General features: G+C 65.6%; 20 protein-coding genes. 7 read left to right on the top strand and 13 right to left on the bottom strand.

The genetic code is table 11. The features are described from left to right. Positions 1-20: 20 nt before the first annotated feature. The 4 genes from C3Y92_RS15880 to C3Y92_RS15865 all read right to left on the bottom strand — a co-directional run bounded on the left by C3Y92_RS15880 (position 21) and on the right by C3Y92_RS15865 (position 3,937). A complete protein-coding gene (locus tag C3Y92_RS15880; protein WP_129354160.1) occupies positions 21-482 on the bottom strand; it encodes a cache domain-containing protein in 462 nt (153 codons plus the stop codon). A 517-nt stretch (positions 483-999) separates the two neighbouring features. Further along, positions 1,000-1,299, bottom strand: coding sequence for an RNA recognition motif domain-containing protein (locus C3Y92_RS15875; protein ID WP_006920357.1), 300 nt, complete (start codon positions 1,297-1,299; stop codon positions 1,000-1,002). A gap of 536 nt (positions 1,300-1,835) precedes the next feature. Further along, positions 1,836-3,059 carry an ABC transporter permease gene (locus C3Y92_RS15870; RefSeq protein WP_129354158.1) on the bottom strand — a complete coding sequence of 408 codons (1,224 nt, stop codon included), beginning with the start codon at positions 3,057-3,059 and terminating at the stop codon, positions 1,836-1,838. Between the two features lie 23 nt (positions 3,060-3,082). After that, positions 3,083-3,937: a hypothetical protein gene (locus C3Y92_RS15865; RefSeq protein ID WP_129354156.1), complete on the bottom strand. Its 855-nt coding sequence runs from the start codon at positions 3,935-3,937 to the stop codon at positions 3,083-3,085. A 330-nt stretch (positions 3,938-4,267) separates the two neighbouring features. On the opposite strand from C3Y92_RS15865, the gene C3Y92_RS15860 reads away from it, so the two are divergent. Then, positions 4,268-5,698 (top strand): sensor histidine kinase, encoded by a 1,431-nt coding sequence (locus C3Y92_RS15860; protein ID WP_129354154.1) that lies wholly within the window; start codon positions 4,268-4,270, stop codon positions 5,696-5,698. Then, entirely contained in the window at positions 5,695-7,053 is a 1,359-nt protein-coding gene (locus C3Y92_RS15855) for a sigma-54-dependent transcriptional regulator (protein ID WP_129354152.1), read from the top strand. The genes C3Y92_RS15860 and C3Y92_RS15855 overlap by 4 nt, the downstream gene beginning before the upstream one ends. Before the next feature lie 23 nt (positions 7,054-7,076). Here C3Y92_RS15855 and C3Y92_RS15850 read toward each other — a convergent pair whose 3' ends face one another. Beyond that, positions 7,077-9,086 carry a S16 family serine protease gene (locus C3Y92_RS15850; RefSeq protein ID WP_129354150.1) on the bottom strand — a complete coding sequence of 670 codons (2,010 nt, stop codon included), beginning with the start codon at positions 9,084-9,086 and terminating at the stop codon, positions 7,077-7,079. A 247-nt stretch (positions 9,087-9,333) separates the two neighbouring features. Here C3Y92_RS15850 and C3Y92_RS21190 point away from each other — a divergent pair, with 247 nt between their 5' ends. The 4 genes from C3Y92_RS21190 (at position 9,334) to C3Y92_RS15835 (ending at position 11,668) form a co-directional block, all read left to right on the top strand. Then, the gene (locus C3Y92_RS21190) at positions 9,334-9,501 is read left to right on the top strand and encodes a hypothetical protein (protein WP_165352129.1); all 168 of its coding nucleotides are present in this window, start codon (positions 9,334-9,336) and stop codon (positions 9,499-9,501) included. Positions 9,502-9,507: 6 nt separating this feature from the next. Continuing rightward, positions 9,508-10,110: a hypothetical protein gene (locus C3Y92_RS15845; RefSeq protein WP_129354148.1), complete on the top strand. Its 603-nt coding sequence runs from the start codon at positions 9,508-9,510 to the stop codon at positions 10,108-10,110. Positions 10,111-10,160: 50 nt separating this feature from the next. Next, positions 10,161-10,460, top strand: coding sequence for a hypothetical protein (locus tag C3Y92_RS15840; RefSeq protein WP_129354146.1), 300 nt, complete (start codon positions 10,161-10,163; stop codon positions 10,458-10,460). A gap of 152 nt (positions 10,461-10,612) precedes the next feature. Beyond that, positions 10,613-11,668, top strand: coding sequence for a sulfite exporter TauE/SafE family protein (locus C3Y92_RS15835; RefSeq protein ID WP_129354144.1), 1,056 nt, complete (start codon positions 10,613-10,615; stop codon positions 11,666-11,668). Between the two features lie 92 nt (positions 11,669-11,760). On the opposite strand, the gene C3Y92_RS15830 is transcribed toward C3Y92_RS15835, so the two are convergent. Together C3Y92_RS15830 and C3Y92_RS15825 are read right to left on the bottom strand one after the other, a co-directional pair. Next, entirely contained in the window at positions 11,761-12,954 is a 1,194-nt protein-coding gene (locus C3Y92_RS15830; RefSeq protein WP_165352128.1) for a GGDEF domain-containing protein, read from the bottom strand. Between the two features lie 228 nt (positions 12,955-13,182). Next, positions 13,183-15,567, bottom strand: a complete 2,385-nt coding sequence (locus C3Y92_RS15825) for a glycosyltransferase family 39 protein (RefSeq protein ID WP_129354140.1) — start codon at positions 15,565-15,567, stop codon at positions 13,183-13,185. Between the two features lie 1,233 nt (positions 15,568-16,800). Between C3Y92_RS15825 and C3Y92_RS15820 the strand changes: the two genes are divergently transcribed. Beyond that, entirely contained in the window at positions 16,801-17,094 is a 294-nt protein-coding gene (locus C3Y92_RS15820) for an NHLP leader peptide family RiPP precursor (RefSeq protein WP_129354138.1), read from the top strand. 252 nt (positions 17,095-17,346) lie between these two features. On the opposite strand, the gene C3Y92_RS15815 is transcribed toward C3Y92_RS15820, so the two are convergent. The 6 genes from C3Y92_RS15815 to C3Y92_RS15790 form a co-directional block, all read right to left on the bottom strand. Beyond that, positions 17,347-18,279 (bottom strand): DMT family transporter, encoded by a 933-nt coding sequence (locus C3Y92_RS15815; RefSeq protein WP_129354136.1) that lies wholly within the window; start codon positions 18,277-18,279, stop codon positions 17,347-17,349. A gap of 22 nt (positions 18,280-18,301) precedes the next feature. Next, positions 18,302-18,859: an HD domain-containing protein gene (locus C3Y92_RS15810; protein ID WP_129354134.1), complete on the bottom strand. Its 558-nt coding sequence runs from the start codon at positions 18,857-18,859 to the stop codon at positions 18,302-18,304. After that, positions 18,856-19,122, bottom strand: coding sequence for a hypothetical protein (locus C3Y92_RS15805; protein ID WP_015859810.1), 267 nt, complete (start codon positions 19,120-19,122; stop codon positions 18,856-18,858). Before C3Y92_RS15805 ends, C3Y92_RS15810 begins: the two co-directional genes overlap by 4 nt. 134 nt (positions 19,123-19,256) lie before the next feature. Then, positions 19,257-20,348 carry a sensor histidine kinase gene (locus tag C3Y92_RS15800; protein WP_129354132.1) on the bottom strand — a complete coding sequence of 364 codons (1,092 nt, stop codon included), beginning with the start codon at positions 20,346-20,348 and terminating at the stop codon, positions 19,257-19,259. Continuing rightward, positions 20,345-20,737, bottom strand: a complete 393-nt coding sequence (locus C3Y92_RS15795; protein ID WP_129354130.1) for a response regulator — start codon at positions 20,735-20,737, stop codon at positions 20,345-20,347. The genes C3Y92_RS15800 and C3Y92_RS15795 overlap by 4 nt, the downstream gene beginning before the upstream one ends. Further along, positions 20,734-23,031 carry an ATP-binding protein gene (locus C3Y92_RS15790; RefSeq protein ID WP_129354128.1) on the bottom strand — a complete coding sequence of 766 codons (2,298 nt, stop codon included), beginning with the start codon at positions 23,029-23,031 and terminating at the stop codon, positions 20,734-20,736. The genes C3Y92_RS15795 and C3Y92_RS15790 overlap by 4 nt, the downstream gene beginning before the upstream one ends. Between the last annotated feature and the right edge of the window lie 9 nt (positions 23,032-23,040).

Genomic DNA, 23,040 nt, shown 5'->3' with positions numbered 1-23,040 from the left:
TGGGGAAAGGCAAGGGCCTGTTAGGCCGGCTTGTAGATGCCGCAGCCCACCAGCATGTCATCGACCTTTTCCAGGTACATGGACTTGGGTTCGATCTGACGGGTCACGGGATTGAGAAACTTGTAGTCCTGCCAGAAACTGGGCTGGGTCTTGGCCATTTCCACGCGCTCCTTGACGAAGAACTTGCCGTCGGGATCGCGCAGCTCCAGAAGATCCTTGCCGATCTGCTTGGGATTGGCCCCATGGGCCAGGCATTTGCCGGAAAGGTCGTAGACCACGACATAGAGGTCGCGGTCGTGGTAGGGGCCGCCCGGGGTGTTGATGACGGCAAAAGTCTGGTCCTTGCCGTCGGCCTTGATGGCGGCCACGGCTTTTTTCACCATGGCCACGGCTTCGTCCTTGGTGCCGCGCTCTTCGGCCATGGCCGTGGCGGCAAACCCCATAACGGCAAGGCACAGAGCAACAACGAGCAGGCGTTTCATAGAATCCTCCTTGGTGGGGCGCAGATGTGCAGATTTTGCAACCTAGAATTCTTTTGCCATGCCATGTTGGCTGAAGCAAGGACTTCTATGGGAAAACGCTGCAACGCAGATAAAAGGGCCTTGAGGGCTGAAGCAGGAGTTCATGTCGGCCATAACTATTGCAGGGTATATTGTTGTAAATGAATTTATTGATGGGGGGCTGGCTTCCCCGGCATTGCTTGCCGCGCTGTGGTGCAGCGGTGCGATGTCGGTTTTTGCGGGCGGTGCGTTGCCGTTGGAAGGCTGGGCGGGGGCGAGCAAGCGGCAGGGGGAGAGGGGAAAAGGGCGCATTCAGAGCCTGTCCGCGGCGCAAAGCGGGAGGATCAGGCCGCCGGGGCCTGACAACACGGGAGGCCAAAGGGACGGGCGAACGGGCCAGGGAATGAAAAAGGGCCGAGGCAAAACCTCGGCCCTCGGAAAGGCTATAGGACAGCGCTACGAAAGCGCCGTGTCCGACGTCGGCCGCCGGACCGAAGGACTACCAGCGTCCGCCGCCGTAACCGCCGCGACCGCCGCCGCCGCCGCCGGAGCGGGGCTTTTCCTGGGCCTCGTTGACCTTCAGGGTGCGACCGCCGAGTTCCTTGCCGTCCAGGTTCTGGATGGCGGCGGCAGCGCCGGCGTCGTCCATTTCCACAAAGCCGAAGCCGCGCAGGCGGCCGGTTTCACGGTCGGTGATGAGGTTGACGCTCAGCACCTCGCCATAAGAGGCGAAATGATTGCGGACATCGTCTTCGGTGGAGGAGAAGGACAGGTTGCCGACGTAAAGTTTCTTCGACATGGCTAGGCTTGGGCTCCGGTATTTGGCATGGGGCTAATTTCGTCGTCCGGGATGAACTTGCGCTGCGTTCCGAGGGGCGAATGCATCATGCACGTTGTTGGGTTCGGGGGACAATACCTGGAACGAGGATTTACGCAATAGAAAATATGGCCGGCGAGCTTGTCGGGATAAAAAATTTCGGCGATTGCGGGCGGTTGAAAAATGGGACGCTGTGCGAGTCGTCCCTGTTGCAGAGCCTGAAAGTAGAGATCTTAAGGTAATTATTCAGGGTGGTTAGCAATTCTTTGTCCGAAATTTGCGTCAGCCGGCGGCAAGGTCGCGTCCTGTCCCAGTTGGCTGGTCAGTTTCAGGCGGTCAGGGCGAAATTTTTTTGTCGGGGAGGCGAAAGCCGCCTGCCCGCCGCCCAGAAAGCTTGGCGAGTCGGTGGGTTCCATCAAGGCAAACCATGCGTTATCCCCTTTCCCGTCGAGGGGGTCCGGGGGGGGGCATCACCCCCGGCCGCCGGAGCATCCCCTCCCTTTGTCAGGGACGCGGCTTTAGCCGCGCAGCGCCTGGTCCGGTTGCAGGGCGGCGGCGGCCAGGGCCGGGCGCAGGCCGAAAACCAGGGTCACGGCCAGCCCCAGGCCCAGGGCCAGGCCAAAGGTGCGCCAGGTGGCCACGGCCACGAGCAAGCCTTGCCGGTTGACCAGCCAGCAGGCCGCCTCGCCCAGGGCGTAGCCCAAAATCGCCCCGGCCAAATCGAGAATGAGCAGCTCCAGCACGATGTGGGCGACGATGTCGCGCCGCCTGGCCCCCACGGCCATGAGCAGGCCGATCTCGACCCGGCGCAGGCTGATGTTCAGATAGGCCAGATTGGCCGCCGTGAACCCGGCGGCGGCGATGACCACCGCCGAGGTGACGACCAGAAACAGCTGGATGCCCAGGCGCAGCACGGACAGGAAATTAAATATTTCTTGGATGGTCACCACCGTGAAGTCGTCTTCCTGTTCCGGCCCCAGGCCGTGGAGGCGGCGTAGGAACCGGCGCAGTTCGGCGATATTGGCGTCCATGTCCGAGGCGTCGGCGAACTTGAGGCGGATGCCGCGCAAGTACAGCGGGTTTAAATTATAGTGCCGGGTCAGGCTCGACAGGGGTACGACGACCCGGTCGTCCACGGACACGCCGCCGCTGACGAAACCGCGCTCGGACAGCACGCCGATGACCGTGTAAGGCTGGCCGTCCAGGCGCACTTGCCGGCCAAGGGGGTTTTCGTCGGCGAAAAGGGCGCGCCTGGGGATTTCGCCCAGCAGACACACCCTGGCCCGGCCGGCCTCGTCATCGGGTTCAAGGTCGCGGCCCAGGGCCAGGCTCCAGTTCCAGGCCCGGGTAAATCCCGGCATGGCCCCGACCAGGGCCGGCGTCTCATGGGTCCGGCTGCCGTATTTGAAGGTCTTGCGGCGCACCAGGCGTGAGGCCGAGACGTCGTGGACCCCGGGCAACCCGTCGCGGATGGCCCGCCAATCGGCCATGGTGATGGTTTCGTTTCGCTGCCCCACGGCCCTGCCCCGCACCTCGCCGCCGGCCACGAAGGCCGCGTCGGCCCCGAACCATTGGACGAACTCCTCGATCTTGGCGTTGGCCCCGCGCGTGGCCGCCTCGGTCAGGCTGACCACGCAGATGGCCAGGGCCACGGCCAAAATGGAGAAGCAGGCGCTTGTCGGGTAGGCGAAAACGGCCCGCAGGGCGTGGCCGGCGATGCGGACAAGGCGGGGCGGCGTCATGGCGGCGTCAGTCCTTACTGCTCCTAGAACTTCCCGTTGATGACCTGCTCCAGGAAGGGGAACACGGTGCGGAAAAAGCCCCGATAGTTGGAGCCAAAAGACGGCCCGATGCGGGTGTTGACGCCCAGGATCAGGTTCAGCGACGCGCCGATGGCGGCATGGGCAACGGCCGAAACCCAGATGGAGGGCACTGTGCGGTAGACGAGGCTCCACAGGGCGGCGGCGAAAAAGACGCCGAGCATGAGCGTGGTATTGGGGTAATGAAACAGCGCCGCCACAAGCCCCAGCCAGCCGGCGCACAGCAGTTCCCGGTCGGTGAGCCCCTGGCAGAAGCGGGCCTGGGCAAAGGGCCGGCGGCAGGCGTCGGCATCGAGGTGGTCGCCGTTAAAGGCGCGGCCGCCGTAGAGCAGGCAGGTCAGCCGGGGGTAGAAGAAGCCGAAGATGAACAGTTGCTGGCCCAGGGCCGAGAAGATGTAGAGAAAAAAGCGCCGGCTAAGCGCGTCCCAGTCGAAGGTCAGGGGCGAGAAGCGGTCGGTGGCCAGGGCGGCGGCCACGATGAGGACCAGGGCGGCGCTGGCGAAGGAGCCGTAGACGGCAAGCGCCCGGCCCAGGTTGTCGGTGCGCAGGAAAACCCGCCGCCAGGAGCCAATGCCCCGTAGCGGCCCGGAGTCGCGGTGCACGACAAGCGGGGAGATGACGGCGGCGTAGACGGCCGTGGCCAGGAACAGTCCGCCCACCCAGGGGCCAAGGGAGGCCCCGTTTTGGACCAGGGCCGGTCCGACCTGCCAGATGCCCCAGAAGTAGGTGGCCATGACGCCGCCCATCTCCAGCAGGGACAAAGCCCGCCAGCCGAGATTGACGGCCAGGGAACGACCCATGTCGTGCTCCGTTGCCAGGGGTTGTGGGCAGGCGCCGGTACGTCGCTATAGCCAGGGCAAGGCTGGAGTCGACTGTTTCGGACCATAAAACCATAAGAAAATCGGCACATCCGGTCAATCGCTTTGTCGTTGGCGTAGGCTGACGCGGGCGTCGCCTGTCCGGGCCATGACCGACGCGGCCGGACATGTTCCGGCCGAGGTCCGTCCGCTTGGGAAGGCCGGTCGGCTCCGGCCTCGGGCCGGCCGCCGGCCGGGCTGACAAAAGCCCGGCTCGGGCGTACCGTGCCCCGGGCGGACGGCGTATGGCCGCCCCAGCCCCGGGAGGACGCCTTGTTACAGTGGCTTCGGCTGCCCCATCTCACCATCCGCCAGAAGGTGCTGGCCGGCGTCGTCATTCCGGTGCTGGCCTTTGCCGTGGTCGGCGTGGTGTCGCTCAATTCCCTGACCCGTCTGGAAACGACGCTGACGCTTATGGAGATGGCCGACGACCTCTCCAACACCATCCTGGAAGTGCGGCGTTACGAGAAAAATTACCTGCTCTACGGCCACGGCGAGGATTTCGAGGAAGCCCAGCGCTACATCGACCAGGCCCGGGCCACCTTGCTCGCCATGGCCGCCGACGCCCGCGACGGCCGCAGCCGCCGGGGCATCGCCGCCCTGGATGCGGCGCTTAATACCTACCAGGCCAAGGGGCAAGCCCTGGGGCCGGCCGCCGCCGCCCCGGCCGAACACTTGGACGCCCTGCGCCAGGCCGGCAAGGATATGGTTGATCTGTCGCTGGACATCAAAAACGCCGAGCGCAGCCGCACCCTGGCCCTGGTGTCCAACCTCAAACGGCAGCTGCTGGTGGCCGGGCTGTGCGTCATCGCCTCGGCCCTGGCCCTGGCCTGGCTTTTGGCCCGCAAGATCCTGCGCGCCCTGGGCGTCATCGTCCAGGCCACGGCCGACATCGGCCAGGGCCGTTTCAAGACCCTGACTCCCCCCCAGGCCGACGACGAGACGCGCCAGGTCATTGAGGCCTTTAACCGCATGACCCGGGAGCTGGAGCGCCGGCAGGCCCAGCTCGTTCAGGAAAAAAAGCTGTCGTCCCTTGGCGTGTTGACCTCGGGCATCGCCCACCAGCTCAACAATCCCCTCAATAACATCTCCACCTCCTGCCAGATCCTCATTGAGGAGCACGGCCAGTGCGAGCCGGCCTTTGCCGGGCGGATGCTCGCCAACATCCAGCAGGAGGTGCTGCGAGCCCGGGACATCGTCAAAGGGCTGCTGGAATTTTCCCGGGCCAAGGACTTCAGTCTCAAGCCCACGCCCCTGGCCCCGGTGGTGGCCGGGGCGTTTAGGCTGGTGTCGAGCCAGACGCCGTCGGGCATCACCCTGTCCCGGGACGTGCCCGAGGATCTGATCCTTAACCTCGACGCCGCCCGGATGCAGGAGGTGCTCATCAACCTGCTGCTAAACGCCGTCCAGGCCATGGACGCCCCGTCCGGGGCCATCACGGTCTCGGCCCGCATCGACGGCGAGGCCGTGGCCCTGGTGGTGGAGGACACCGGACCGGGCATTGCCGACGAAGACCTGGGCCGGGTCTTCGATCCCTTCTACACCACCAAGGAGGTGGGCAAGGGCACGGGCCTTGGGCTGTCCATCGTTTTCGGCATCATCGAAAAGCATCAAGGGTCCATCGTGGCCGAAAAAACCGGCGGCCGGGGGGCGCGCTTCGTCATCCGCCTGCCCCTGCTCCGGACCGGGACGGGCGCGGCATGACGGGCGCGTCGGTGCTGGTGGTCGATGACGAGGCCATTGCCGTGGACAACCTCAGCCACATCCTGACCCGGGAGGGCTACGACGTGGTTGCGGCGGCCAGCGGCGAGGCGGCCGTGGCCTTGCTTGCCGACAAGGAATTCGATCTGGTCCTGACGGACCTGCGCATGAAGGGCCTGGACGGGCTGGCCGTGCTGGGGGAGGCCAAGCGGCTGTGGCCGGATACCGAAGTGGTGGTCATGACCGGCCACGCCACGGTGGCCTCGGCCGTGGAGGCCATGCGCCTGGGGGCCTGTCACTACCTGACCAAGCCCTACGGCCTGGCCGAGGTCCGGGCCACGGTGGCCGAGGCCATGGACAAGCGCCGGCTGCGCCTGGAGGTGGCCCGGCTGTCGCGGCAAGTGGCCGAGCTTGGGCAGGGGCCGCTTATTATCGGCGAAAGTCCGGCCATCCTGGCGCTTATCGACAACATCCGCCACATCGCGCCCACCGACTCCACGGTGCTGATCCTGGGCGAGACCGGCACGGGCAAGGAGCTGGTGGCCCGGGCCATCCACGCCGCCGGCCTGCAACGGGCCAACCGTTTTTTGGCCGTCAACTGCGGGGCATTTACCGAGGAACTGTTGACCAGCGAACTTTTCGGCCACGAAAAGGGGGCCTTTTCCGGGGCCATGAGCCTCAAAAAAGGCCTTTTCGAGGTGGCCGGGGAGGGGACGCTGTTTCTGGACGAGATCGGTGAGATGTCGCCCAGCATGCAGGTGCGGCTTTTGCGCGTGCTTCAGGAGCGGCATTTCTTCCGGGTGGGCGGGGACAAGGAAATTCCCGTGGCCGCCCGCATCCTGGCCGCCACCAACCGCGACCTCAAGGCCGACGTGGAACGCGGGCTGTTTCGGGCCGACCTGTACTACCGCCTAAACGTCATCACCCTGCGCGTGCCGCCGCTGGCCGCCCGCCGCCAGGACATTCCGCTGCTGGCCGGGGCCTTTGCCGCCCGCTACGCCCGGGGCATGGACAAGCCCGTGACCGGCTTTTCCGCCGAGGCCGTGCGGCGGCTCATGGCCTACGAGTATCCCGGCAACATCCGGGAGCTGGAAAACATCGTCCAGCGGGCCGTCATCATGGCCCGGGGCGAGGTCATCGAGGCCGGCGACCTGCCCCAGGACCTGCATGGCGACGCCCCGGCCCTGGCCCGGCGCGAGGGGCCGGAGCTCATTGCCCTGGAGGAGCTGGAACGCCGCCATATCCGCGACATCCTGACCTACTGCGACGGCAACAAGACCCGGGCGGCCGAGATCCTCGGCATCGACCGGGTGTCGCTGTGGCGCAAGGTCAAGCGCCTGGGGCTGGCCGTGGAGTAGGGGCGCGGCCTTACGACGCGTTTTTAAGCCAGGGCCAGGGGCAGGGCCGCAAAGACCGTGGCCACGTGGCGCACGAGCACTTCCGGGCTGTCTTCGCCGGCCATGGCCGCCACCTCGGGCCGGTTGGCCTCGGGCACCAGCACCTCGCGTATGCCGGCCCGGGCGGCGGCCAGGATCTTTTCCCGGATGCCGCCCACGGGCAGCACCTTGCCGGTCAGCGTGATCTCGCCGGTCAGGGCCACGTCCGGGCGCAGGAGCCGACCGGAAAAAAGCGACGCCAGGGCCACGGCCACGGTCAGCCCGGCCGAGCTGCCTTCCTTGGGGATGGAGCCGGCCGGGATATGGATGTGGACGTCCTGGCTGGCGAACAGTCCGGGATCGACGCCAAGCTCCCCGGCCCGGGAGCGCACGAGACTGAGCGCCGTGCGGGCCGATTCGCGCAGCACTTCGCCCAGGGATCCCGTCAGCAAAAGCTCCCCGGTTCCTTCCATGCGGATGGCTTCCACCGAAATAATCTCCCCGCCATAGTCGGCATAGACCAGCCCCGTAGCCACGCCCAGGCGCGGCGCGGCCCCGGCCGTCTCGCCCCGATAGGGCGGCGGGCCAAGGAGCGCCGCCGCCAGGGCGGCGTCCACCTCGGCGACGGCCTGGCCCTCGCCCTGCTCCAGGCGAAGCCGGGCCAGTTTGCGGCAGATGCGGCCAAGCTCCCGGTCGAGGTTGCGCACCCCGGCCTCCCGGGTGTGGCCGGTGACCGTCAATCGCAAGGCCTCCTCGGTGACCGTGGGAAAGGGATGGGTCAGCCCATGCTCGCGCAACTGGCGCGGGAGCAAGTGCTCGGCGGCGATGCGCACCTTTTCCCGGGTGGTGTAGCCACGGAAAGGGACCACCTCCAGACGGTCGCGCAGCGGCCCGGACAGCTCGGCCAGGTCGTTGGCCGTGGCGATAAATAGCGTGCGCGACAGGTCGAAGGGCGCTTCCAGATAATTGTCCACGAATTGGCTGTTTTGCTCCGGGTCGAGCATCTCCAGAAACACCGCCGCCGGATCGCCCCGGAAGTCCTTGCCGATCTTGTCGATCTCATCGAGCATGAAAACCGGGTTGGCCACGCCCAGCCGGGCATAGGACTGGAGCACCCGGCCGGGCAGCGCGCCGACATAGGTGCGGCGATGGCCGCGCAGCTCGGCCTCGTCGCGCAGGCCAGCCAGGGAGATGCGGTGGAAACGCCGCCCCAGGGCCTCGGCAATGGCCTGCCCCACCGAGGTCTTGCCCGTGCCCGGCGGGCCGGAAAAACAGAGCACCGGGCTTCGAAACGAGGCCGGCGCGGTCTTTTCCTTGGCCAGCGCGGCCACGGTGGCCCGCAGCTCGTCGAGATTGACCGGCTTGGCCAGGTAGTAGACCGCGCCCTGGCGCATGGCCTCCACGGCCGTGTCCACGGTGGCGAATCCCGTCACCAGCATCACCCGGGTGGCCGGGGAGATCCGCCGGGCCTCGGCGAGCAGCTGCAGGCCGTCCATCTTGTCCATCTTGAGATCGGTGACGATGAGGTCGAACTCGCTTCGCCGCACCTCGGCCAGGGCTTCCAGGCCGTTGGCCGCCCCCCGCACCTTGAAGCCTTCCTTGCGCAGCACGTGCTCCAGATTGGCCCGGGCGATGTCCTCGTCGTCCACCACCAGCACATGGAAATCCGGGGCCGCCCGTAGCGCCCGGGAGGCCAGGTATTCGAGCACCCGGTCCTTGATCTGCCCCAGCCCATGGTGGCGGGCGTCGAGAACGGCTTCGGCCTGGGCCAGATCCAGCCGGTCCGGGGTGACGGCGGCCCAGGGCAGGCCGAGCAGAAAATCCAGATAGGCCAGCCCCACGCCGTACTCGGCCGCCGAAGGGTCGGTCTTTTCCAGACGTTCCAATTCGCGTTTGGCCGCTTCCCGGGCGTGGTGGGGCAGTTCCTGGCTCTCGATGCGCGTGCGCAACTGGCCGATGTCGCTGGCGGGCGGCGGCGGCAGGACGCTCTCGGCGCGTTTTTGGAAAAACAGCATGGTCTCTCCGTGGTTTCCCTCCTGATTGAGCTTTTTTACGCCCCCTCGCAACACCGGAATCGGCCGCCGTGGCAATCCGCAACGCCTGTTGCATTCGGCAACGCCGTCTGGCCGGGGATGGCGCGGCGCGGCGTTGCGATTCGCAACAAAAAAAGTTTCAGCCTGTCGAAAAGTTAAATTATTACAGAGTTTGTCTTGTTGGTACGGAACTTGGAAAAAGAGCGGGAAACGACAGGAGGACACGGACATGGCCAGCATCAGGGAACATGTGGAGACCGTTTTCGCCGCCCTGCCCTTTGCCGAACGCCATCTGACCAGGGAGGCCCGGGAAGTCCTGGCCGAAGGAGGCCAGGCGGCCGACGCGGCGGCTGTGGCGGCCAAGCGGGCCGACAACCGTCCCCGGGTGCGGGTCTAGCCCGACATGGCCAAGCGCGAAAAGGCCGCCGCGTCGCCCGGGACGCGCCCTGGACGCCCGTCGCGGCTGCGGCGCTTCCTGGAAGACACGGCCCAAGAAGTGGGGCTGGCCGAGCACGGCCTGTCGCTGACTGGCGTGGTGTCCGGCCCCCTTGGCCAGCCTGGGCCATTGGAATTTTCCGAGGCGGGCGGCCGGCTCGCAGCGCCCATGCCCCAGGGGGCCGGGGCCGCCGAGGGCAAGAAGATCGTGGCCGTGTCCACGGCCCCGGAATTTCCCCTGGGGCTCGTTCGGCGAGCCCTGGGCGTGGCCGGCCGGCTTGGCACGGACATCGTGGGCTTAAGCGTCGCCGCGCCGGCCGAGGGCGGCGCGACGGACAACGGGCGGGAGGCGTTTCTGCGCCGGGCCAGACTTTCGGCCGGGGAGTTCGCCCGGGAGGCCGAGCGGCTGGGGCTGGGGTTTCGGCATGTGGTGTGTTTCGGCCGCCCGGCCGAGGTGGTGGAGCAGGAATGCGGCCGGCTGCGCCGGGTGGAATTCGTGCTGGCGGCCCGCGAGCAGCGGGCCAGGGATGGATTCGCGGTGAGCATGCCGCTTTTTGAAGTGACTGGTTAGGGGACGCCGTCCCTGTAACGGATGAACGAACGGGTAAAGGAGAGGCATTGATGCAAGCGAAGGCGAAAAAGCCCCTGGCCAAGCTCTTGGCTTACGGCATCGGCAGCGTGGCCCTGTATGCGGCCGTGTACCAGTTCCAGGATATCCTTTTGACCACGTCTGCCCGGGGCGGCGTGTTCACGGCCCTGCCCATCGCCACGGTCTTCCTGTTCTCCTGGGTCCACGGCACCTTTGCCGGGACGCTGTGGGAAGTGCTTGGCGTAAGCGCCGTGACCAAGGCTCCGGCCCAGACCGCCACCCGCGCCCCGGCCCGCCAGGACAGCCGGCCCCGAGCCACGGTCAGCGTCTAGGCCCCCCTGGAAAAATACGACAGTATTTTTCCAGAAAAGGCGTGGTTTTCGCGTCTTGCTGGTGAAACGCCACAGGTTTCTCCGAGGAAGTACGTGAATCCGGCCTCTTCGGCTTGACACCAACGACTCTACGATCTCAAGGAGCGCGTTTCATGGATATGCTTAACGACGCCGCCCGGTTCATCCAGCTCGATCCGGCCGGAATCTGTTTCCTCTTCATTGTCGGCTTCATCGGCGGCCTGGTCAGCGGATTTATCGGTTCCGGCGGGGCCTTTGTGCTCACCCCGGGCATGATGAGCCTGGGCGTGCCCGGCACGGTCGCCGTGGCTTCCAACATGTGCCACAAGTTCCCCAAGGCCCTGGTCGGCTCCATCAAGCGCTACAAGTACGGCCAGGTGGACATCAAGCTCGGGCTGTATCTGGCCGCGTTCGCCGGCATCGGCGTGCAGATCGGCATCAAGATTCAGAATTATGTCCTCAATCTGTGGGGACCGGCCGGTTCGGACCTCTATGTGAGCGTATCGTTCGTGGCCGTGCTGGTGGTGGTCGGCGGCATCGTCATGCGCGACGCCCTGGCTTCGGCCAAGTCCTGCGGCGCGGAGCAGACCTGCTCCCTGGCCTTGCGGCTCCAGAAGATCGAGCTGTGGCCCATGATGACCTTTAAAAAGGCCAATCTGCGCATTTCCATGTGGTTTCTGCTGCCCGTGGGCCTGGCCACCGGCTTGCTCGCCGCCACCATCGCCGTGGGCGGCTTTGTCGGCGTGCCGGGCATGATCTACATCCTGGGCGCGTCGAGCCTGGTGGCCTCGGCCACGGAGCTGGTCATCGCCTTTGTCATGGGTTTGGCCGGCTCGGTCAACTGGGCCATGCAGGGCATGGTGGACATCCGCCTCACGCTCATCATCCTGGCCGGCTCGCTTCTGGGCGTGCAGCTCGGGGCCATCGGCACCACCTTTGTCAAGGAGCACATGATCAAGATCGTCATGGGCACGATCATGCTCATCGTGGCCCTGTCACGCGGGTTCGCCATGCCCAAGTACCTGGCCAAACTCGGGCTCATGGACGTGAGCGAGCCGACCATCGCCTTGCTGGACAAGGTGAGCTTCGGCTTCATGGTGGTCTCGCTGGTGGTCGGCGCGGTCATCATCCTGGGCAGCATGGTCCGAGCCAAGCGTCCGGCTGCGGTGGCAGCGACGTCCGAGGCCTAGGGCACAAGCGACGAAGAAGTTTCGCAAGCGGTGGCGGGCGGGGCGCTTGGGTGTCCCGCCCGTTTGTCTTTTTTTGGGGGGCCGGGTCGGGATCAGGCCGCGTCTTCGCCGTAGAGCCGGCAGGCGTCCCGGCCTCCGGCCTTGGCCCGGTACAGGGCTTCGTCGGAGCGGCGCACGAGTTCCTCGATCTCCCGGCCATGGGCCGGAGACAAGGCCACGCCGATGCTGGTGGAAACGTGTGCCTCCTGGCCGGCAAGCACAAATGGCTCCCGGAAAGCGACCAGGATCTTGGCGGCCACGGCCAGGGCATCGCCGGGGCCGCCGACGTCGCCAATGAGCAGCACGAACTCGTCGCCCCCAAAGCGCGACACCGTATCCGAGGCGCGCAGGCACCCGGCCAGACGCCGGGCCGCCTCCCGAAGGAGCGCGTCCCCGGCCGGATGGCCCAGGCTGTCGTTGACGCCCTTGAAGCCGTCGAGGTCCACGGACATGATGGCCAGTTGGAGGTCCTGGCGTCTGGCCCCGGCCAGGGCCACGGCCAGACGGTCGTAGAAAAGCGGCCGGTTGGGCAGGCCGGTCAGGGCGTCGTGGGTAGCCAGGATTTCCAGCTTGTCCTTGAGCGCCCCCACGTCGGCCAAAAGCCGCCGGTTGACGGCCAACACCAGGCAGATGGCCAGACAGGCGTTGAGGGTCGTATACAGGGTGATGGCCAGGGCGTCGGCCGTGCCGGAATTGAAAAAGTCCTGGGCGCCCGACGGGTTGGTCACAATGAGGACAATGCGCGCCAGGCTTGTGGCCACAAAGCCGACCAGGACGTAGCCCGTAAGGTTGGTGACGGCCCGAAAACGCGGCCCGACCTCCCGCAGCAGCAGCCAGGCGGCTTGTCCGGTGATCAGGATGATGGAGGCCGAGACGATGATCTGGCGGGCCTGCATGTCCGGGGCGACGTAGAGCGAGTAGGCCATGGCCAGGGTGAACGCGGCCAGAAGGGCGAGGTTGCGGCCCTGGCGCCAGCGCGCTTCGGTGAAGCGCGCAAGGCCCGCCAGCAGCAGCACGGCCCCGGACTGCATCATGAGGTTGGCGAGAAGCACGCAGAACACGTCCGGCAGCCGGCCCCGCATGAGGATCAGGGCCAGTCCGCCGGTTTGCAGGAGCATGTTGGCCAGCCAGTAGCCGATGCCCGGATACTGTCGCCGGTTTTCGCGCCAGATGACGGCCATGGCCCAGGCGCTGACGGCGTTGACGATGAGGTTCATGACGAGGAGCGTCATGATGTCCAGTTTCATGAGTATTTCCGTATGATTTTCACCGATTGCGGCTGTCCCCGCCCGGCAATTCTTTGACCGGACCGCCTCAAAGGGGGAGGGAGTTCTCCTCGCTCGTGTCGCGTCCACGAAAAGCACAGAGCGCATTTCGCAGTCAAGAGGCTAAAACTATTAATAATCACGGGTAAACCCCGGCTTTGCCGGGGGACTCCCAGAGTTTGACTTTTATGAAAAGTGCGCGCGTCGTGGTCAAGGGACGCGATACGAGTCACGGGAAAAGAGCACCGTATCTTGGGTGCGCCACAACTGCGCCTGTTTCCCCTTGAGTTCGATGAACATTTCTCCCTGTATTTCCGGCAGCGGATATTGGGCGGCGACAGGCGACCAATGCCCGGGAATGCCCGGAATCGTCATAATGGTGTTCTGCGCGCCGTCCGGGCCGACCTGGAAAGCCCGAATCGAACTGTTGCCGCCCACCCGGGGGTAAAACACAAGATCCTGGCCCGCTGACCGGAGATTAACGTGCAACAGGACAGGGCGGTCGTCCGAGACCGGCGAAAGGATTTCCCAGCCCGCCTTTTCGGAATGCGATGTCGCGGCCGACGGATCCGTGACGGAAAATGCCTGTTCGGGTCCAGACTGTAAAAAATACTCGGCGATATAGGAGGCTTGCAGCATTTTGTTGTGCCAGTCCATGATGCCTGTGCTGCATGGTCCCTGGGTTTGGGGGTCGCACAGGGCGACAAAGACGCTTTTGACCAACAACGTCTCAAGGTTGCCTTCGACTTTTTGGGCAGTGATCTGCCGGCAGGCCATTTCCACTTTCAGATGGAGCGTGCGGAATTCCCCAGGTGGCTGGATCGTGTCGTAGGAGAACCGGCGCGTGTCGGGGCCTTTGGTCAGGAGTTTTCGAACCGGCGGCCCGGCGTCGAAAGCATATTCCAGGCTGATCTGATTGTCCTTGCCCGTGTTTTCGAATTGGACGCCCACGGCGATGAAATCGATGGGCGCGCGGGTGGTGTTTTCCAGACAATACGCAACCACGCCTGGGGAGTCATAGCGCGCGGCACGCAAGAAACGGGAGCCGTCCGTCTTCAGGCCAACGTCCTTGAGGGCGTAGGCACGCGCCAACACATCGTCGGGTTCGGCAGTGTAGGTGACGGTAAAGGGCAGGCTGTCGATTGCCGTGATGGGAAACCGGGGAAAGGACAGGGTGGCGATGTGCAGTTTTTCAGCCCGAGACGTCGCCAGGAAGTTGCCGCCACGCTTGGCTCGCTCCAGGACGTCGGAAAGCCCGCTGAAATTGTCGTGAATATCCATCACGTGCAGGGTCGCCTGCTTGTCCTGCGGGGTGAGCCCTTGTGCAGCCATGAAACTGCGTCGGTGTTCTTGCCGGTAGTACCAGTCTGTCGCCTTTTCAAGAAGCGGATCGTTGAATACGATCATCGCCTTTTCTGTCGCATAGTCTTTCAAAGTCCTGGCCATGGCCTTGAAATTGCCGAAATTCCACCAAGTAACGACCAGGGAGTCTTCGCGGTACAGCTTGTCCCCGTTCTTGGAAAACACGGAAGCGCCAAGCGCCAGGGCCAGGCAGACCGACAAGACCCCGGCGGCACGTTTCCCGAAGGGGCAGGCCATGGCCGCTCCGAGCCCCGCCGGAATCAGGAGCACCGGGAGCATGAAGGCCAGATGCGTGGAGAAATAATAGGCGGCGTAGTGTTTGAGGATGATGATGGCAAGAGGGGTCAGGACAAAGGCGGCGGTCACCCCCAGGCTCAGCCGGGAGACGAAGCCCAGGCGGACAAGTCCCAAGCCCAAGGGGACAAGGTATGCCGGCAACGTCCAGCCCGTTTGGAAAAAGTCGAACAAGCCCGAAAGATTGCCAAGCGTGTCCTGGATGACTTTGCCCAAGGGGCTTGGTGTGGTCAGATCGGGTCGGTGCAGCATGGTTTTGAGAAGGACCGGGCTGACCGGCAGGAAGCACACGGCCGAAGCGACGCAAAACACGGCGAGCTGCCTGGGCCGCGTGCGCCTGCCAAGGGTTGTGCAGAGCAAAATGACGGCTTGGGCCGCCAAAATCAGGACGCTTAACAAATGAAAGAGCACCACCGGGATGTTGGCCAGCAGAAAGCGGCGGAAATTTTTCTCGGTTCCGTCTCGCAGAAAACGCAAAAAATACAGCAGGCTCAGACTGAACAGGAAGACCAGGACGCCGTAGGGGCGAACCTGACGGGATATCCAGATGTGCAAACTGTTGCCGGTCAACAAGGCGGCGGCAAAGAGCCCGGCTTCTTCGCCCTGGCTTTCGGCGGCCAGGCGGTACACGAGGTAGATGGTCGCTATGCCGCATAGGGCGGAAGGGAGTCGCAGGATGGCGTCCGCATCGCCAAAGAACAGAAAGATTTTGAGCAGGAGATGGTAGGTCGGAGGATGGACCTCCACCTGCATGATCCATCGCGCCAGATAGTCAAGGGGAAATGACGCGCCGAACGCGGCCTGCATTTCGTCGGCCCACATGGAGGGCGCTCCCAGGTTGTGCAGGCGAAGCCAGGCGCCGACGCTCAGGAGGATGGCCAGGCAAAAGAAGGTCGTGGTCCCCGGGTCACGGGATATGCTTTGGCGATTGACGTTCATGCTCTTCTATCTGTCGGCGTGTTCATAGCCAGAAGGCGGCAAGGCCATGGTCAGGACGGCAGCCGCCCGGATCGCGGGCAAGAAAAAAGCCGTCAAAGGTTCAATCCCCGACAGCTTGTGCAAAACCATTTTTCGAACCGTTGTCGCCAGGGGGTGTTTGTGGTTCGCCCTGAAGCGCCGCAGCCTGTGCAGCCTTCAGGTAAAGGGCCCTCAAGCGGGTGGCAGCCCATGGCGGATCTCTATAGCCAGAGGGGCTTCCGGCCGTACAGACATGCCGGCCTCTTGGCGGACATGCGGCGTTGGAATAATCGCATGCCCAGCATGGACGCTGGTATTTGTATTGAAAGGATACCGTGGTTCCGTCTTGAAGTCCAGTTTTCCGCCTTTCGAGAACATCCGCAGACACCCCTCCCTCCCGTCGTTTCCGTGTTCCGAGCAGGGTTTTCCTTGGGATCGGGGGGGGGGCGGCGGCTTGCGCCCCGAACGGCGTCGGCCAGAAACAGCAGGAGGACATCCGCTGGGAAAGCGCAGGTATTTGTCTGATCGCGGCGTTTGCGGCGACGTTTTTGCCGGTCGCTTCAGAAAAGCACTGGACATCGCCATGACGGGGACCTATATGTTAGGCGTGTCCCTAGTGAAGGTTGTCAGCAACCCTAACGGAGGCGATGCCATTGGGTAAAAATCTTGTCGGAGAGGCTTCCTCGCAGTAGAGCATATCCAGGCCAGTAAAATGCAATTATCTGGCAAACTCCATGTGTGGTAAACACGAGCTCTACAGTCCAAGCCGAGGCGAAATCGTCAACCCATGAGTCTTTTTACAACATGACTTTACTGGCCCCGGCTTGTGCAGCCGGGGCCTTTCTTTTGGTGTGTGCGAGCGTCTGCCGGCCGGGCTGGAACGCGAAGGACGGCCGGAGCACGACCTCGGCCCGCGTTGGCTTGGAACCTTCAAACCTCCTGGTCCGCTTCCCATGAGGCGCAAGGCATGGGCATTTCCTTTCCCTTGGAAATTCGTTTTGACGCAGCATAAACTCCACTGTTCGCGTGGGGGAATTTCCGGTATGGTTCAACTGGCGAGATGGCTTTGTTCCCGATCCAAGGCCCTTGTCAGCAGCACGGAATTCTGTCATATGGATAATTGTTTTCCATAAAAGTCAGCTCAACGAGAGCACGCCGTATCCCCGGCAGGCCGGCGTGCCCAACCAGAAGTCGTTTTGAACTGGAGGATCATCCATGAAAACCGTGAATTGGGAAGCCATTATCGACAAGGCCGGAGCCGATGCCGACTTCAAGCAGCGTTTGCTCGCCGATCCGTCGAAAGCCCTTGGCGAGGAAGGCGTTGCCGTGCCCGACGGCGTCACCGTCAAGGTGGTGGAGTCCACGGACAAGGAAGTGTGGCTGGTGCTGCCCCACAAACACAGCAGCATCAAATTTTTAAGCCCTTACGTGGCCGTGTGCGAGGACCCGGAGGTCCCGGCCGGCGACTCCAAGAGCTGTCAGAATCCGGCTGCCGGCTGCGCCATCTAACGTCGCGTCCGCAACAGGCCTGGCATTTGCCGGGGACTCGGCAAGGGCCGGGCCTGCCGCGCCGCCTTGCCCAAGCCGCCGGCGCCGCCAGGGTTCGAGACCGATGGACGGCGAGCCTTGGCGCCACTTGGCAAGACGCCCCGGACAAGCTCCGGGGCGTCTTTTTTTGCGGGTTCAACCAAGGCAAGCTGGCGGCGTGTGACGGGGCGAGCTACCCGCGCAGGGTCTTGCGGCCGTCCAGTCGGCGGCCCTTCAGACTTGGCGGCAGACGTAGAGCACCAGCCCCCCCACGGCCAGGGCGATGCCGGCCGCCCCCAGGGGGCCGGGCAGGGGCGCGGCTAAAAGCAGCGTCTCGCCGGCCAGGCAAAAGACCACCTCAAGGGCCTGGGTGGCGTCCACGGCGGCCAGCTCGTAGGCGTTCTTGGCCCGGCTGCGGGCGCGCAGAAAAAGCGTCGTGGCGATGACCCCGGCGGACAGGGCCACAAGCCCGGTCTGGATCACCTGGCCCTGGCTTGGCGGCGGCGGCTGGGTGACCGCGATGAGCACGAGCCAGAAGGGGATCGAGCCGATGGTGAGAAGCAGCGTGGGCGTGCGCCCGGCGTCCAGGCTTGGCTGGTCGATGCGCGGGATGCGGCCCTTGCCGCCATGGCGGGCCTCCCAGACGAGCTGGTTGCCCAGGGGGTAGGCCAGGGCGGCGGTCAGGACGGCGGCCACGCCCCACAGGCTGCCGACATCGGCCAGGGGGCCGGCCTGCTCGATATTGACCAACACGATGCCGGCGAAGATGGCCCCGGTGAAGGCCAGGCCTTTCTTGGGCACCCGCCGGCCGAGGGCCGCCAAAACCAGCGGCGTGGCCAGGATGGTGGCCTGCCAGGTGGTGGCCGTGACCCAGCCCGGGGAATAGGCCGCGGCCAGGGTGACGCCGGCGTAGAACACGCCAAAGCCGATGGAGCCGGCCAGGGTCCAGAACAGCGGATTGCGCCCGAAAAGCCGCAAGGCCTCGGCCACGGCCCTGGGTCCGCCGGAAGCCAGGGTCCACAGCAGGAGGATGGGCAGCATGAAGGCGTAGCGCAGGCTGGCCGACCACAGCCAATGGCCGCCTTCCAGGCTCATGGCCCGGTTGAGGATGAAGGTCGCGCTGAAAAACAGCGCCGCCAGCGCGCCAAGAAGGATGGTGCGTGCCATGGGGGAAAGATGGGGCCGGGGCCTAGGCCAGACCGGTTTCGGCGGCCACGCCGGCGATGGCGGCGATGGCCAGGGTCAGAAATTCGTCCAGGGGCAGCCCGGCCTTGTCGCATTCGAGAATGTTGGCCCGCCGGACGTTCGCGGCAAAGGCCTTGTCCTTCATCTTCTTTTTGATGCTCTTGGCGGCCAGGCCGGTCATTTTGTCGGGCCGCACCAGGGCGGCGGCGCTGATGATGCCGGTGACCGACTCGGCGCAACGCAGGGCGTAGTCAAAGGGCGTGGCCGGGGCGTGGCCGGTGTGTTCGTCGTTGTGGGCGGCGATGGCGGCCAGGGCTTCCTCGGGCAGGGAGTCCGGCGGCAAGAGTTCGCGCAGGGCCAAGCCGTGGCGTTCGGGCGTTTCGGCCGTGGCCGGGTAGTCCAGGTCATGGATCAGGCCGGTTACGCCCCACAACTCCGGGTCGTGTTCCAGGCGCTCGGCCAGGGCGCGCATGACGGCCTCGGTCTGCCGGCCGTGGGCCAAAAGGCCGGGGTTGGGGTTTTGGGCCCGGATCAGGGCCAGGGCGTCGTCGCGGCGGATCATGCGGACTCCTTGGGCGGTTGGGGCGCGGACGGGGCGATCTCCTCAAGGTCCACCACGACGTCCTTGAGCACGCGGTGGGCAAAGGCCAGGGCCACGCGCTTGGCCGCGTCGAGGTCCGGGATCTTGTCCTTGATGGAACGCTTGCCCACGTGGACTTTCCAGCCGGGCGCGCCGATGCGTTCCTGGACCACGGTGACGAGCAGGGCCTTGCCGAGGTTGACGTAGTGGGTGCTGTCGTCGTGTCTGATCCATTCAACGGTCATGTCGCCTCCCCGGGGTGTGGGACTGTCCGGACAGCCTAGCACGGGGGCGGCCCGGGGGCAAAGGTTCGGGACGGTGGGGAGCCGGGCCGCCCCGTCTGCGGCTGGGCGCTTCGGCCTTTGGCGCCGGCCGCTGTTCAGGAGGCCGGTTTGGCCCCTCCCTGGCCGACCGGGAAGGCCACGGCCAGATGCAGGCCCGGCCCGGGCAGGCGGCGGATGATCCCTTCGAGCTGGCGCGTGAGTTCCCGCACGAGGGTCATGCCCATGGTCTGGGCGGTTTCCAGGGAGAAATCCGGCCCCGGCCCCCGGCCGTCGTCGGCCACCTCGATGGCGGCCTGGCCGTTTTCCAGGGCCATGCGGATGGTCAGCCGGCCGCCCTGGCCTGGAGCGAAGGCATGTTTGCAGGCGTTAGAGACCAGTTCATTTAAAAGCAGCCCGCAGGGCACGGCCTTGCCCAGGCCAAGCTGGAAGGGCTGGCAGTCGCACACGACTTCCACCCCGGCCATGGCGTGGCGAAAGATGGCCACCAGGGAGCCGATCAGGGCCTGGGCGTATTCGGCCATGTCGATGGTGGACAGATCGCCGTGCTTGTAGAGTTGCTGGTGAATGAGCGCCATGGAGCGCACCCGGGTTTCCAGGCGGGAAAAACGTTCGCGTTCGGCGTCGCTGTCGGCTTCCTCGGCCTGGATGGCGACCAGCCCCAGGATGATTTGCAGGTTGTTTTTGACCCGGTGGTGGATCTCGGCCAGGAGCACCTTTTTTTCTTCCAGGGAGCGCTCCAGGGCCAGGGTGCGCCGGGCGATTTCGCTTTCGAGGTGCTCCCGGTGGCGGCGGTTTTCATTGATGAGCCTGGCCCGGTCCAGGGCCTTGTCCACGGCGTGGAGCAGCACGGCCATGTCGGCCATGGGCTTGGTGATAAAATCCCAGGCCCCCAGGCGGATGGCCTCCAGGGCGTCCTGCAACAGGCCCGTGCCCGAAACCACGATGGTGGGCGTGTCCGGGGCGGCCTCGCGCAGCCGGGCCAGCACCTCCATGCCGCCAAGAACCGGCATCCGCAGGTCGATGAGCACCAGATCGGGCCGGGCCGCCTCGAAGATCTCCAGGCCCTCCCGGCCGTCGGCGGCCTGGAGCACCCGGTAGCCATGGTTTTCCAGGTAGGCGGCCATGGCTTCGCGCAGGATCTCGGCGTCGTCCATGGTCAGGATGGTGGTCTTGGGGGCGTCGGTCATGGCGCTTCTCCGCTCTCGCCAAGGACCCGGCGCAAGGCGTCGGCCAGGATTTCCAGGCCGGCGGCGGGTTTGGCGATGATGTCGTCCGGGCCAAGGCCGGCGGCCGCAAGTTCCGGCCCCGGCCGCACGCCCGGCGAGCCGGTGTAGACGACAAAGCGCATCCCCGGCCAGACGGCATGGGCCCGGGCGATGAAATCCAGGCCGGTCAGTCCCGGCAACCGGATGTCCACCACGGCCGCCCGGCAGGGATGATCCGGCAGCAAGGCCAGAGCTTCCTCGGCGCTGCCGGCCTGGAGCACGGCAAAGTCATGGGTCTCCAGGTACAGGGCCAGGCTTTCGCGCAACAGTTCCTCGTCGTCAAGGACAAGGACGGCCGGGGCGGCGTTCACGACGGCTCCCGGCGGGGCAGGGTGATGGTGCAGCGCGTCCCGGCTCCCGGCTCGGCGTCCATGCGGATTCCCCCGCCGTGGTTGTTGACGATGATGAAATAGGACACCGACAGACCAAGGCCGGTGCCCTCGCCGGCCGGCTTGGTGGTGAAAAAGGGCTCGAACACCCGGGCGCGCGTGGCCTCGTCCATGCCCGGGCCGTTGTCGGCCACCACGATTTCCCCGGCCTCGGGCAACGCCCGCACCCGCACGGCAATGGTCGGGGTCTTGCCTTGGCCGGCCACCCCGGCCAGGGCCTGGGCGGCGTTTTTAAACAGGTTCAGCAGCACCTGCTCGATTTCCGTGGGCGCGCAGAACACCGAAACCGGCTCCTCAGGATAGTCGCGTTCGATGTTGATGTGTCTGAAATCGTAGCGTTTTTTGAGGTCATAATCGCTTTCGGCCAGGCTCAGGCTCTTGTCGGCCATGGCCCGCAGGTCGGCCTGGACATGGCGCGAGTCGCTTTGGCGGGAAAATTCCAACATGCTGGACACGATGGAGGCGGCGCGCAGGCCGGCCTCGCGGATGCCGGCCAAGAATTTGAGCACCTTGCGGGCTTCGAGGTAGGCGCGCACGGCATCAAGGTTCAGGCCGAGCTTGCGGGCCGCTTCCTGGTTGGCCGGCAGGGCCGGGTCGAGCTGGAGTTCCAGCACCTGGGCGGCCTGGAGGATGCTGCCGAGCGGATTGTTAATCTCGTGGGCCATGCCGGCGGCCAGGCCGCCCACACTCATCATTTTCTCGGTCTGGATCATGAGTTCGCGCAGCCGCTCTCGCTCGGTGACGTCGTCCAGGCGAATGACCACCCCTTCGGCCCCGTTGGCCACCAGCGGATAAAACAGCATGTTCATGAGCCGGTCGTCTTCACCCCGGCGCAGGGGCATGCGCTCCAACAGCAGGCTGCGGCGCTGGCGCAGGGCGTCTTCCAGGGCGGCCATATGGCCGGCCAGAAACGGCAGGGCGGACGCCGCCTCCCGACCGATGACGGCCTCGCGCGGCAGGCCGAACAGGGTCGCCGCCTGGGCGTTTAAATGGGTGACGCGGCCGGCGGCGTCCAGACCGATGATGGCCGAGGGCATGGATTCCAGGATGTTGCTGAGTTGCCCGCGCAGTTGTTCCAAGGCCTTGGCCGCGTCGGCCAGCTCATGCTGGCGGATTTCGATGGTGTCGGCCATGGCGTTGAAGCTCTCGCCCAAACGCCGGACCTCGGCCGCCCCGCCGTCAACGGCGGCCCGGGCGGACAGGTCGCCGCCGGCCAGGGCGGCGGCGGCCCGGTCCAGGCTTTCGATGCCGCGCCCGATGGCCGCCCGGCCGGCCAGCCGGGCCAGGGCCAGGGCCAGCAGGGCGGCGACCACGGCCAGGGTCAGGCCCCGGCCCAGGAGCAGATCGGCCTCGGCAAAGGCTTCGTCGCGGGCGCTGGACAGGACGATGGTCAGGTAGGGCGGCGCGTCCGGGAACTGCCGCAGGCGCAGGGAGCTCAAGAGGGCGACCTGGCCGGTGGGGCGGGGGCTCGTGAAGGTCACGGCGTCGGCAGCCGCGTCGCGGACATGCTCCCAGATCGGGGGAAAAGCCGGCTGGCCCAGGGGATAGATTGGGCTTGGCGGGTAGGCCACCATGCGCCGGCCCGAAGGGTCGAGCAGGGTCACCCGGACATGGGGCGGCATGGCCAGACCGGCCACGAAGCGTTCGTAGCCGTCGAGGAAATAGGACAGCCCCAGAACGCCGGCAAGCTCACCATTGCCGTCAAGCAAGGGGATGGCGTAGACGAGGATGGGCTTGCCCGTGGTGCGCCCGAAGATGAAATCGCCGATTCCTGGCCGCTTGGAAGCGGCCGCGTCGCGGAAGTATTTGCGGTCGGACAGGTCCTGGCCCAAAAACGGCGGCAGTCCCGAGGCGATGACCCGGCCGGCGGCGTCGGTCAAAAAGACGTTGGACAGTTCGGGCCGGTCGGCCAGGACGGTGGTGAAGAGCCTGTTGGCGGCCGGCAGGTCGCGCTGGGCCACGGCCCGGGTGGCGCGCAGGGTTTCGAGCATCCCCAGGGCCTGGCGGTTGATGGCCTCCTGGACGGCGGCTAGGCTGCGCGTCAGGGTCACGAGATTGGCCGTGACCTCGGCTTCGGCCCGGCCCCGGGCCTCAAAGCTGGTCCAGAGGATGGCCAGGGTGGCCGGCAAGGCGGCCAACAGCGCCACGGCCACCAGCAAGGTGGCCATGGACCGGTTCAAAAGCCTGCCGAGCATCGTGCGAGCAGGGTTCTTCATCCCTCCTCA

The sequence above is a fragment of the Solidesulfovibrio carbinolicus genome (genome assembly GCF_004135975.1).
Taxonomy (GTDB): domain Bacteria; phylum Desulfobacterota; class Desulfovibrionia; order Desulfovibrionales; family Desulfovibrionaceae; genus Solidesulfovibrio; species Solidesulfovibrio carbinolicus.
This window is presented reverse-complemented; position numbering and strand designations above follow the sequence as displayed.

Bases quoted from the DNA above. Each gene is read 5' to 3' on its own strand.
- C3Y92_RS21190 (WP_165352129.1), top strand. From the start codon at position 9,334: ATGGCCAGCATCAGGGAACATGTGGAGACCGTTTTCGCCGCCCTGCCC.
- C3Y92_RS15820 (WP_129354138.1), top strand. From the start codon at position 16,801: ATGAAAACCGTGAATTGGGAAGCCATTATCGACAAGGCCGGAGCCGAT.
- C3Y92_RS15790 (WP_129354128.1), bottom strand. From the start codon at position 23,031: ATGAAGAACCCTGCTCGCACGATGCTCGGCAGGCTTTTGAACCGGTCC.
- C3Y92_RS15800 (WP_129354132.1), bottom strand. From the start codon at position 20,348: ATGACCGACGCCCCCAAGACCACCATCCTGACCATGGACGACGCCGAG.
- C3Y92_RS15815 (WP_129354136.1), bottom strand. From the start codon at position 18,279: ATGGCACGCACCATCCTTCTTGGCGCGCTGGCGGCGCTGTTTTTCAGC.
- C3Y92_RS15850 (WP_129354150.1), bottom strand. From the start codon at position 9,086: ATGCTGTTTTTCCAAAAACGCGCCGAGAGCGTCCTGCCGCCGCCGCCC.
- C3Y92_RS15875 (WP_006920357.1), bottom strand. From the start codon at position 1,299: ATGTCGAAGAAACTTTACGTCGGCAACCTGTCCTTCTCCTCCACCGAA.
- C3Y92_RS15840 (WP_129354146.1), top strand. From the start codon at position 10,161: ATGCAAGCGAAGGCGAAAAAGCCCCTGGCCAAGCTCTTGGCTTACGGC.
- C3Y92_RS15870 (WP_129354158.1), bottom strand. From the start codon at position 3,059: ATGACGCCGCCCCGCCTTGTCCGCATCGCCGGCCACGCCCTGCGGGCC.
- C3Y92_RS15845 (WP_129354148.1), top strand. From the start codon at position 9,508: ATGGCCAAGCGCGAAAAGGCCGCCGCGTCGCCCGGGACGCGCCCTGGA.
- C3Y92_RS15810 (WP_129354134.1), bottom strand. From the start codon at position 18,859: ATGATCCGCCGCGACGACGCCCTGGCCCTGATCCGGGCCCAAAACCCC.
- C3Y92_RS15825 (WP_129354140.1), bottom strand. From the start codon at position 15,567: ATGAACGTCAATCGCCAAAGCATATCCCGTGACCCGGGGACCACGACC.
- C3Y92_RS15880 (WP_129354160.1), bottom strand. From the start codon at position 482: ATGAAACGCCTGCTCGTTGTTGCTCTGTGCCTTGCCGTTATGGGGTTT.
- C3Y92_RS15835 (WP_129354144.1), top strand. From the start codon at position 10,613: ATGGATATGCTTAACGACGCCGCCCGGTTCATCCAGCTCGATCCGGCC.
- C3Y92_RS15805 (WP_015859810.1), bottom strand. From the start codon at position 19,122: ATGACCGTTGAATGGATCAGACACGACGACAGCACCCACTACGTCAAC.
- C3Y92_RS15830 (WP_165352128.1), bottom strand. From the start codon at position 12,954: ATGAAACTGGACATCATGACGCTCCTCGTCATGAACCTCATCGTCAAC.
- C3Y92_RS15865 (WP_129354156.1), bottom strand. From the start codon at position 3,937: ATGGGTCGTTCCCTGGCCGTCAATCTCGGCTGGCGGGCTTTGTCCCTG.
- C3Y92_RS15855 (WP_129354152.1), top strand. From the start codon at position 5,695: ATGACGGGCGCGTCGGTGCTGGTGGTCGATGACGAGGCCATTGCCGTG.